We start from the raw sequence: 9863 nt of genomic DNA on the forward strand, positions 1-9863 counted from the left end.
GGTCCCACCACGGACAACGCGATGACCCGCTCGGAGGAGCGGCTGAACGTGGGCACCCGCACCGAGGAGGTCGGCCGGGCCCGGCTGCGCAAGTACGTGGTCACCGAGAACGTGACCGAGACCGTGCCGGTCTCCCGCGAGGAGGTGCGGGTCGAGCGCGAGCCGATCACCGACGCCAACGTCGGGCAGGCGCTGGACGGCCCGGCGATCTCCGAGGAGGAGCACGAGGTCACCCTGCACGCCGAGCGTCCGGTGGTGGAGAAGGAGGCCGTGCCGGTCGAGCGGGTGCGCCTGGACAAGGAGACCGTCAGCGACTCCGAGCGGGTGTCGGCCGACGTCCGCAAGGAGGAGGTCGAGGTCGACGGCGGCACCGGCGTGACCGGCGGCACCACCGGTGGCGACGACCGCAGCTTCACCCAGAAGGCCAAGGACGCCCTCGACCGCGACAACGACGGCCGCATCGGCCGCTGACCGCACGAACACACGACGAGGCCCCGCCGGCGCGATGCGCGCCGACGGGGCCTCGTCGTGTCCCGGGAGGGTCAGCTCCCCGTCGGGGTGACGCCGAACATCAGCACCCGGCGCTCGATGTCGTAGTGCACCGTCTCGGTGTTGGCCAGCAGGTCCTGCAGGTTGTCCGCGTCGTCCGGGTCGAGCGTCAGGACCTCCTCCCACGCCCCCTGGTCCAGGACGAGCTGGAGCGTGTAGGTGCCCGGCTTCCCGGGCTCCCCCGCGATCCAGCTGAACTGGTAGTGGCTGAGCTGGCGGACCTTGACGCTGTTGTCGGTGACCGGCTGCGGTACCTCGGGCACGGCATCTCCCTCCGTCGGGGCCGCGCGGTGCTGCGCGGCCGCTGGGAGGCGCAGCTACCCGGCACCGGTGGCCGGCACCCGCGTCGCCCGGCGTGTCCCGCCGCATGAGAGCGCCCTCATCGACGTCTCGACTGGCAGCCGTCCCTCCGGTTGCTGCTGGGCGGGGCCGCGGGCGACGTCTGGACGACCGTGCTCGGCACCGCCGCCGGCCGGCTGCGCGGCCTGCGCGTCACCTCGGCCACCCTCCAGCCCGACGGCGCGGCGGTGGTGCAGTACGTCGCCGAGGTCGAGTGGGACGACGGCCGGCCCACCCGGGAGGCGCTGGCGGCCACCACGCCACCGCGAGCGTCACCCCGGCCGACGCCACCCCCGGCGACGCGTCCCCGGAGAGCGCCGACCCGCCGGACGAGAGCGCCTGGACACCGCGGACGCAACCCCGGACGACTGAGTCCCCGAGCAGGGCGGACGGCCCCCGGACGCACACGGCGTCCGGGGTCGTCCGGGCTAGTCGGCGACGAGCCGGTAGCCCATGCCGCGCACGGTCTCGATCCGCGCGGCCCCGAGCTTGCGGCGCAGGTAGCGGACGTACACGTCGACGACGTTGGACCCGGGGTCGAAGTCGTAGCCCCAGACGTGGCTGAGCAGCTGCTCGCGGGCCAGCACCTGGCCCGGGTGGCGCAGGAACGTCTCGGCCAGGGCGAACTCGCGGGCCGACAGGTCCACGGTGCGGCTGCCCGCCTGGGCGCGCCGGGTGCGCAGGTCCAGCGACAGGTCGCCGCAGGTGAGCACCGTCGTCTCGGCCTGCCGCCCGCCGGAGAGCCGCAGCCGCACCCGCGCCAGCAGCTCCTCGAAGCGGAACGGCTTGGGCATGTAGTCGTCGGCTCCGCCCTCGAGCGCGGCCACCGTGTCCTGCACGCTGTCGCGCGCGGTGAGGATGACGACCGGGATGGTCAGCCGGTCGGCGCGCAACGCCCGCAGCACCTCGAAGCCGTCCATCCCGGGCAGGCCGATGTCGAGGATCATCAGGTCGAAGTCGCCGCTGGCGGCCGCGGCGCGCGCCGCCCGGCCGTCGCCGACCACGGCCGTGGCGAAGCCGTTGGCCCGCAGCCCCTTCTCGACGAAGGCGGCGATGCGGGCCTCGTCCTCGGCGATGAGCACGCGGCTCACGACGGACCTCCTCGGGTTCCGCTGCGCAGCCGGCCGGCTGCGGGGTCGAGCTCCGGAGGAGCGGGGTCGTCCTCCACCGTCGTCGCGTCGTCGGCCAGCGGTGGTGCCAGCCGGGCGGGCAGGACCAGGCTGACCGTCGTCCCCCGGCCGGGCACGCTGTCGAGCACCGCCCGCCCGCCGTGGGCGACCGCGATGGCCCGGACGACGGAGAGCCCGAGGCCGGCGCCGTCGGAGCGCCGGGCGCCCGAGGCGCCGCGCGCAAAGCGCTCGAACACCCGCGCCTGCTCCTCCTCGGGGACGCCGGGGCCGGTGTCGGACACCCAGAACCGCAGCTCACCGCCGCTGAGCTGGCTGCCGAGAGAGATGCGGTCGCCGGGGACGGTGTAGCGGACGGCGTTGTCGGCGAGCGCGACCAGCGCCTGGGTGACCCGCTGGGTGTCGAGCTCGGCGTCGACGTCGGCGGCGGTCTCCAGCACCCAGTTGCGGTCCCCCAGCCGGCGCACCTTGTCGAACACCTCGGCGGTGAGCGCGGCGACGTCCACCGGCTGCGGGCGGACGAACTGCGGCTGCTCGGCGCGGGCCAGCAGCAGCAGGTCCGACACGATGCGGTTCATCCGGTCCAGCTCGTCGTCGACCAGCGCCACGGTCTCCCGGACGTCGGCGGGGTCGGCCGGGTCGAGCACCTCCAGGTGGCCGCGGACGATCGTGATCGGCGTCCGCAGCTCGTGCCCGGCGTCGTCGAGGAAGCGGCGCTGTGCCGCGGAGCCGGCCTCGAGCCGGTCGAGCATCTCGTTGACGGCGGCGGCGAGGTCGGTGAGCTCGTCGGGTGGGCGCCCGTCGACCGGGATGCGCCGGGACAGGTCGGTCTCGGTGATGCCGTGCGCGGTGGCGGCCACGTCGCGGACCGGCCGCAGGACGCGACCGGCCACCACCCAGGCGCCGCCGGCCGCGAGCAGCAGCGTCACGGCCCCGACCACCAGCATGAGCCGGGCGGCGTCGTCGGCGGCCTGCCGCTCCTGGTCGGCGAAGTAGGCGACGACGGCGACGCCGCGCGACGGGTCGCCGTCCAGGCTCACCGGGACGGCGAGGTAGCGGACCTCCCCGGCGCCGGACCCGTAGCGGCCCCACGTCGGGTCGCGGACCGCGCCGACCTCCCGGGTGAACGCGTCGTCCCGGCTGAGCAGCACCGGCGCCTCGATGCGGCTCTGGTAGCGGTACCGGCCGTCGACGTAGCCGAGGAACTTCTCGTTCGGCCGGGCCAGGTTGTACGTGATCAGCGTCTGCAGCACGTCCTCGACCGAGCCGAACGGCTCACCGGTGCGCGGGTCGACATCGCCCTCGAGGATCCGCCGGAACTCCTCGATCTCGGCCTCGAGGGTGATGTCGATGCGCTCGTCGGTGGCGGCGATGAGCAGCCGCCAGGTCACGAACGTGACGATGCCGAGGGCCAGCAGGACCAGCAGCAGGACCCAGCCGATGATCCGGGTGCGGACCGCTCGCGGCGCCCGGCTGCGGCGCCGCGCCCCCGCGTCAGTCGTCGTCCCCGCCATCGTCGTCCCCACCGTCGTCGCCCGCTTCGTCCCCGTCATCGTCCGGCAGGGGCGGCGGTGGGACGACATCCGCGGGGCCGGGGGACGCGGGCAGTCGTGGCGGCGGAGCCGGTGCCGGGTCCGGGACCCCGACGACCCGGATGGGCCCCGGGAGCGGGTCGGGCTCGCTCGCGGTCGGGCGCAGCGCCGTCCAGCTCGCCACGACCACGGCGACCAGCACGGCTGCCGCGAGGAGCGCGAGCAGGGCCGTGTGCCGGCGCAGTCGGGATCGCCACCTGGCACGCTCCGCGCCGCGCCACAGCCCGCGGTGGGAGCCGCGTGAGAGGTCTCTCATGCGCGGCGGGCTGCGCCGGGCGACGCCGTGGGCGCGGTCGCCCGATCCCCGCTCACCCGTCGGGGTGAGTGCAGCCCGTCCTGGACGGCTCCGGACTGGATGGTGCGCGATCCGGTGCCGATGCAGGGGCGTGTCCGTGTCCCTGCCCGAGCGCACCGACGTCGCGGCGTCCGAGTGGGACGCCCGGCTCGCCACCGTCTTCGCCGACCCCTCGCTGCTGCGGTTGGTGTACCAGCCGATCGTCGACCTGCAGCGCGGCACGGTCGCGGGCTACGAGACGCTGGCCCGCTTCACGACGCCGGACGGCCGGCCCAGCGAGGCGACGCCGGACCGCTGGTTCGCCGCCGCGGACGCGGTCGGGCGCGGGGCGGAGCTGGAGTCGATCGTCGTCCGCCAGGCGCTGGCGGTGCTGCCGACGCTGCCGGCGGACTGCTTCCTGACCGTCAACGTCAGCCCGCACCTGCTCACCCACCCCGAGCTGGCCGAGCCGCTGCTGGCCGTCGACGACCTGGCACCGCTGGTGCTCGAGCTGACCGAGCACCACGCGGTCGGCGACCTGCGCCCGCTGATCGACCTGCGGGACCGGCTGCGGGCCAAGGGGGCGCTGCTCGCGCTGGACGACGCCGGGTCGGGCTACTCGGGGTTGCAGCAGATCACCCAGTTCCGGCCGCAGTTGATCAAGCTGGACCGGGCGCTGGTCACCGGCGCGGACGGCGACGAGGTAAAGCTGGCCCTCGTCGAGATGCTCGGCGAGTTCGGCGGGCGGATCGACGCCTGGTTGCTCGCCGAGGGCATCGAGACGTGGGGCGAGCTGCAGGCGTTCCTGCGGCTGCGGGTGCCGCTCGGTCAGGGCTGGCTGCTGGGGCGCCCGGGTCCGCCGTGGGTGCAGCTCGACCCGGAGGTGCGCGACCGGCTGCGGCGCCAGGCCGCGCAGGCCCTGCTGACCGAGCACGTGGTCGGGCTGGCCGAGCCGGTGGTGGTCGTCGAGGACGGCACCGCGCCGGACGGCGCGGTCGGCGTCGAGGTCGACGAGTACGGCCACCCGCGCTGGCTGCTCATCCCCTTCCGCCGCGGTGAGGACCCGCCCGGCCACCGCCGCGCGCCGGTGAGCCTGCGCGTCCCCGCGTCCGCGGGCCTCAGCGAGGTCGCCCGGCGGGTCGCCGCGCGGCCCGAGGAGAACCGGTTCGACCCGGTGGTGTGCGTGGACGCGCACGGCGCCGCCCTCGGCACCATCCGCGTGGAACGGCTGCTGCTGCAGCTCGCGGCGGCGCACGCGGGCTGATCGACCCCTGATCCCCGCCGTCCGCCGGACGACGGTCTCCCCCTCACCCTGGAGGTATCCCCGTGAAGCAGTTCGCCTGTGGCGACGTCGTCCCCTCGTGCGGCCGGACGTTCGCCGCGCCCACCGAGGACGACATCCTCACCGCGGTCGCCGGTCACGCCCGTGACGACCACGGCCTCATCGACACCCCGGCGAGCCTGGTGGACCAGGTGCGCGCCGCCATCCGCACCGCCTGAGACGCACCGCCTGAGACGGACCACCTGAGACCCCGCAGTCGAGTCACACCGCCCGAGCCGCGCCGAGGCCCCGACCCGTCCCCCGGGTCTGGGCCTCGCTGCGTCGTGCGTCCTCGGCGCCGACACACGGAGCCGCGCGGTCAGTAGGCCGGGGGTCGGTGACGGCGGTCAGGCCGCTGGGTGTGGTGACGGTCAGGGTGCCGTCGGGGGTCATCGCGTAAGCCCAGCCGGGGGCCTGGTGCTTGCCGCGGTGGTCGGGCGTGCAGAAGCCGGCCAGGTTGGCCGCGGCGGTGGGCCCGTGCGGATGAGCGATGACGTGGTCCAGTTCGCCGGCGGCGGGGATGCGGCGGCGGCAGCCGGGAAACCGGCAGCGCCGGTCGCGGGCGCGGACGTGGCGCTCCAGCGCGGCGCCGGGCCGGTACCCGTCGGTCGGGCCGGGGGCGCCCAACCCGGGCCGCCCGGTCAGGTCGTGGCCGCAGGTCTGCGGCCGCCGTCGGCAGGCCGGTCGGCCGCAGTGCCCGGCCCGGCGCAGCCCGGGCAGGTCGGTGAGCGCCAGCAGCGCGCCGGTGACCGCGTCGGTGACCGCGATCCGCGGCCGGTCGGCCAGCCCACCCCCGCCGGTGGCATCGAGCAGCGCGGCCAGCTCCTCGCGCTGGGTGTCGGCGGCGGCCAGCGCGGCCAGCGCGTCGCCGGCGGCGGTCACCCGCCCGGTCGGGCTGACCTGCCAGGCGGCCTCGTCATCAACGTCGGCGCGCCGGGCGGTGCGCACCGTCCGCTCCGCCGCGCCCAGCGCCAGCCGGGCGGTGTGCACCGCGGCACCTGCGTCCTGCACCGCGCGGTCGGCCGCCGCCCACCAGCCGGCACCAGGGGTGGTCGCGCAACCGTCGGTGTGCGGTGGGGCCCCGGCATCGGGGACGGGAAGGTCGTGGGCGTGGGCGTCGAGCCACTCGCACGGGTCGCACCAGGGGCCGGCGTCCCACTCGGCGGGGCCGGGCGGGACGCCCGGCTGCCAGCCCGGGTCACCAGGTGCGGGGGCGTCGCCGAAACCGTGGCGCACCAGCTCGTCCAGCCACCAGTCGAAGTCGGCGCCGCTCAACTCCCGCGCCGCCCGCTCGATCGGATCGCCCTCGACGTCGACCGGCTCGACAGCGCCGATCGATGGCGTGGCAGCTGGCTGGGCGTCTGCGGCGTCGGCACCACCGGCCGCGCCGACGGCGACGGTGCCGCCGGTGGGGATGTCGGCGGCGTCAGCCGCGTCCGTCGGCGTGGGAGTCGGGTCCAGGCCGGCGAGGGCGCGGACCAGCTGCCGGGCCATCTCCGCGGGCACCGGCGCGCCGTCCACCTCACCCAGCTGGTCCCCACCCAGCGCGGTGTGCACCGAGGCCACGACGGTCAGCAGCGCCTGCACCGGCGGCAGCTCCCCCTCCCCGGGGCGCAACACCAGGTCCATCAGGCAGTCCACCAGCCGCTGCCCCCGCGTCCGGGAGTCCCCGGGATCGGGCTGCAACGCGTCGACGCAGCCGCCCAGCGCCCGGTAGAACGCCTGCGCCTCCGGCGTGCTGCACACCACCGTCACCACCGACATCCCCAGCGTCCGGTCCTCCCGCACACTGATCCCCCGCCGCGCCAGCGCCCGGGCCAGATCCCGCGCCGCATCCCGCGCGTTCAGCGCGGCGACCACCCGGCGCACCCGGTCCCCCAGCGCCGCCGGTGTGGTCACCCGCCGCCGCGCCGCCACCCAGTCCAGCACCTCGCCCTCGACCCGCGCGCGGAGGGCGTCGTCGGCGATCGGCGCGACGTGCTCCAGCAGGCACCACAGGTGATCGGTGTGCAGCAGCCCGGCCTCCAGCGCCTCGAGCACCCGCGGCAGCCGGGACACCAGCGTGAGCGCGCGCTCCAGCTCCGCCTCGGCCTTCTGCGTGCTGATGTCCAGCGCGATCGACAGCTCCTGCGCGGCCCACTCACTGACCGGCCGCAGCACGTCGGCCCGCGCCGCCCACCGTTCGGCCGACATCGCGCCCCGCTCCCCCTGCGCCCGGTCCACGCTGGCGGGCCGGGTCGCGGCGAACGCCGCCACCGCCCGCACCCGCAGCGCCGCCTGCCGGCTCATCTCCCGCGCCGCCGTCTGCACCGCTCCCAACGGACCAGCGGCCCACCCCACGACAGGCGCAGCCCCGGTCACCGTGCTGGTCCGCATCCGGCCCTCCATGCGCTCGATCATATGTTCGAAGAAAGCATCGACGCAACCGGAAATTGCAGGTCAGGACGACGACCTGAGCCGGACCGGCATCGAGGAGGTCAGGGGACGAATGGCGGAGGGAGCGCTGCGAGGGCGTCCGAAGCAGCGGGTGCGCTGCGAGAGGTCGCCCAGGTGGAGCGCGGCAGCCGGCACGAGCCGGAGGGCAACGCGACGAGCCCGGTGGTCGGGCCGGGGGTACCGGCCCGGACCACCGGGCTCGTACGAGGTGCTCCGCGTCAGCGGGCGTTGGCCGCCAGGGAGGCCGGCAGGGTCAGCCGGAGGGTGTCCGGGACCTCCTCCGCGGCGCGCCGCGGCGTGGGCACCAGGTCGATGACCAGGCGGGTCGGCGCGAAGGCCTCCGCGTAGCCGATACGGGCCTGGGCGCCCCAGTGCCGGGCCGAGGCCACGACCGCGTCGGGCTCCACCATCGACGACATCTCCACCTGCGAGGCGTGCGCGCCGAGGGCGGCGAGCTTGCCGGAGAGGTAGGCGGTCACGTCGACGAAGGTCGTCGGGGAGAACGTCAGCGTGGACGGGCTCTGGTAGTGCATCACCCGCGAGAGCCGGCGGGCAGCCGACAGCGTCGCGGCGGCGACGGCGCGGTGGTCCTGGTGGCTGTCGTCGGGCGCGTGCACGTACACGACGTCGGCCTCGGTCTCCTTCAGCGCCCGCTCGACGACCGCGACGGTGGCGGCGTCCGGCGTGACGGTGCAGTCGACCTGCCCGCCCCACAGCAGCCGGGCGCCCAGGGTGCGGGCGGCCTGCTCCTGCTCGAGACGCCGGCCGACGATCGCCTCGTCGTCCCCGGGGCCGTTCTCGCCGCCGGTCATCACCAGCATGGTGACGGCGTCGCCGGCCGCCGAGTGCGCCAGCAGCGTGGCGCCGCAGCCGAGCTCGATGTCGTCGGGGTGCGCCCCGACCGCGAGGACCCTACGCATCGTCGCCCCCCGTCACGGCCAGCGCCCGCTTGCGCGCCCGTCGGACCAGGACGGCGCCGACGACGCCGGCGACCGCCAGCCCGATGGCCGGGCCGAGGCCGTTCCCCTGTGCCGGCAGCTCGGTCGACGACGGGCACGTCCGCGAGGAGGAGGCCGCGGCGCGGTAGTCGAGCGTGTAGCCGTCGAGCACCCAGCGCGCGCCGGAGTAGAGGTCGGACAGGCTCACCACCGCGGTGAACGCTCCGTTGACCGTGCCCGGCTTGAACGAGGTCGGCGGCAGCGACGCGAACTTCGACGGGTGGGCCTGGTTGTCGGCGCCGCGGGGGATGTGCACGGTCGTGCGCGAGCTGTTGACGTAGCCGACGACGACGGTCCAGCTGTCGTCGGCGTTCTCCTCGTAGCAGTTCAGGACCGGCTTGACCGTGTACGTGGCGGCAGCCGAGGCCATGCCCGGCGACGCGGCGAGCCCGATCAGGGCGAGAACCGCGACCAGGGCGCCGCGGGAGGCACGCGCGCGCAGGCGGCGTGCCGTCGAAGACCTCGGGGGGCCGTGCATGGGTTGAGTCCTCGAGTCCGGGGCGGCCGACCCGCCCGACGTCGTCCCATCGGCACGTCCGGGCCGTCCGCGTAGCCCCGGCAGCCCCGCATCCCCCCATGGGGTGGGACGACGGCTACGCACCGCCGAGCCCGGCCGGCGCCCGACGCCGCGCCCGCTGCACCACCATGGCGCCGACCAGGCCGGCCGCCATCAGCGCGATCGCCGTCCCGGTGCCGTTGCCCTCCGCGGGCATCTGTGTGGACGGCGGGCAGGCCGTGGCGCTCCTGAGCCGCGCGGCCAGGTTGGTGCCGTCCAGGTGCCACATCGGGCCGGCGCCACGGGAAACGGTGACCGTGAAGGCGCCGCGGTGGGTCCCGGGCTGGAAGGTGATGGGCTGCGGGGCGCCGTACGTGACCGGGGTGACCTTGTTCCGCGGCCCCGCCGGGATGCGCACCGGGGAGCTCGCCGTGTTCCGGTAGCCAAACACGGCGGTCCAGGAGCCGTCGCGGTTGGTCACGACGCAGTCCAGCAGCGGCACCACGGTCCCCGTCGCGGACGCGGTGCCGGGCAGGGCGAGCAGCCCCGCCACCACGATGAGCGCCACCAGGGCGGCACGAGTCGCTCGGGTGCGCATCCGCCGCACCGTCGATGACCTGCGGTCCATGTCTCGGGGTCCTCGCGTCCGGGGCGGCCGACCCGCCCGTCGGGGACGCATCGGCAGGTCCCGGCCCTCACCGGAGCGCCAGCGGGCACATCCACCCGGACGA

Annotated in this window: 10 protein-coding genes; 3 read left to right on the plus strand and 7 right to left on the minus strand. The window is 75.8% G+C overall.

What is annotated here, in order from left to right; all coding sequences use genetic code 11:
- Window positions 1–471: YsnF/AvaK domain-containing protein (locus BLS21_RS23890; protein WP_139177280.1), on the plus strand; the 471-nt coding region annotated here is incomplete at its 5' end.
- Between the two features lie 71 nt (window positions 472–542).
- On the opposite strand, the gene BLS21_RS23895 is transcribed toward BLS21_RS23890, so the two are convergent.
- The 3 genes from BLS21_RS23895 to BLS21_RS23905 form a co-directional block, all read right to left on the minus strand.
- Window positions 543–812 carry a hypothetical protein gene (locus BLS21_RS23895; protein WP_091224341.1) on the minus strand — a complete coding sequence of 90 codons (270 nt, stop codon included), beginning with the start codon at window positions 810–812 and terminating at the stop codon, window positions 543–545.
- Window positions 813–1316: 504 nt separating this feature from the next.
- Window positions 1317–1979, minus strand: coding sequence for a response regulator transcription factor (locus BLS21_RS23900; protein WP_091224343.1), 663 nt, complete (start codon window positions 1977–1979; stop codon window positions 1317–1319).
- Window positions 1976–3568: a sensor histidine kinase gene (locus tag BLS21_RS23905; protein WP_245700728.1), complete on the minus strand. Its 1593-nt coding sequence runs from the start codon at window positions 3566–3568 to the stop codon at window positions 1976–1978. Before BLS21_RS23905 ends, BLS21_RS23900 begins: the two co-directional genes overlap by 4 nt.
- Window positions 3569–3999: 431 nt before the next feature.
- On the opposite strand from BLS21_RS23905, the gene BLS21_RS23915 reads away from it, so the two are divergent.
- Together BLS21_RS23915 and BLS21_RS23920 are read left to right on the plus strand one after the other, a co-directional pair.
- Entirely contained in the window at window positions 4000–5145 is a 1146-nt protein-coding gene (locus BLS21_RS23915; RefSeq protein WP_245700729.1) for an EAL domain-containing protein, read from the plus strand.
- A gap of 62 nt (window positions 5146–5207) precedes the next feature.
- Window positions 5208–5381, plus strand: a complete 174-nt coding sequence (locus tag BLS21_RS23920; protein ID WP_091224351.1) for a DUF1059 domain-containing protein — start codon at window positions 5208–5210, stop codon at window positions 5379–5381.
- A 43-nt stretch (window positions 5382–5424) separates the two neighbouring features.
- Here the strand turns inward: BLS21_RS23920 and BLS21_RS23925 are convergent, their stop codons facing one another.
- From BLS21_RS23925 to BLS21_RS23940, 4 genes are all read right to left on the minus strand, one after another.
- On the minus strand, window positions 5425–7512 hold the full coding sequence (locus BLS21_RS23925) for an HNH endonuclease signature motif containing protein (RefSeq protein ID WP_245700730.1): 2088 nt from the start codon (window positions 7510–7512) through the stop codon (window positions 5425–5427).
- A gap of 344 nt (window positions 7513–7856) precedes the next feature.
- Window positions 7857–8558, minus strand: a complete 702-nt coding sequence (locus BLS21_RS23930; RefSeq protein ID WP_091224355.1) for a PIG-L deacetylase family protein — start codon at window positions 8556–8558, stop codon at window positions 7857–7859.
- Entirely contained in the window at window positions 8551–9114 is a 564-nt protein-coding gene (locus BLS21_RS23935) for a hypothetical protein (protein ID WP_091224357.1), read from the minus strand. The genes BLS21_RS23930 and BLS21_RS23935 overlap by 8 nt, the downstream gene beginning before the upstream one ends.
- A gap of 115 nt (window positions 9115–9229) precedes the next feature.
- On the minus strand, window positions 9230–9730 hold the full coding sequence (locus BLS21_RS23940) for a hypothetical protein (RefSeq protein WP_139177281.1): 501 nt from the start codon (window positions 9728–9730) through the stop codon (window positions 9230–9232).
- Between the last annotated feature and the right edge of the window lie 133 nt (window positions 9731–9863).

Source organism: Geodermatophilus siccatus (genome assembly GCF_900103785.1).
Taxonomy (GTDB): Bacteria; Actinomycetota; Actinomycetes; order Mycobacteriales; family Geodermatophilaceae; genus Geodermatophilus; species Geodermatophilus siccatus.

What these genes read in the sequence shown, in the direction of transcription:
- BLS21_RS23930 (WP_091224355.1), bottom strand. Translation starts at nt 8,558, where the DNA reads ATGCGTAGGGTCCTCGCGGTCGGGGCGCACCCCGACGACATCGAGCTC.
- BLS21_RS23940 (WP_139177281.1), bottom strand. Translation starts at nt 9,730, where the DNA reads ATGCGCACCCGAGCGACTCGTGCCGCCCTGGTGGCGCTCATCGTGGTG.
- BLS21_RS23935 (WP_091224357.1), bottom strand. Translation starts at nt 9,114, where the DNA reads ATGCACGGCCCCCCGAGGTCTTCGACGGCACGCCGCCTGCGCGCGCGT.
- BLS21_RS23905 (WP_245700728.1), bottom strand. Translation starts at nt 3,568, where the DNA reads ATGACGGGGACGAAGCGGGCGACGACGGTGGGGACGACGATGGCGGGG.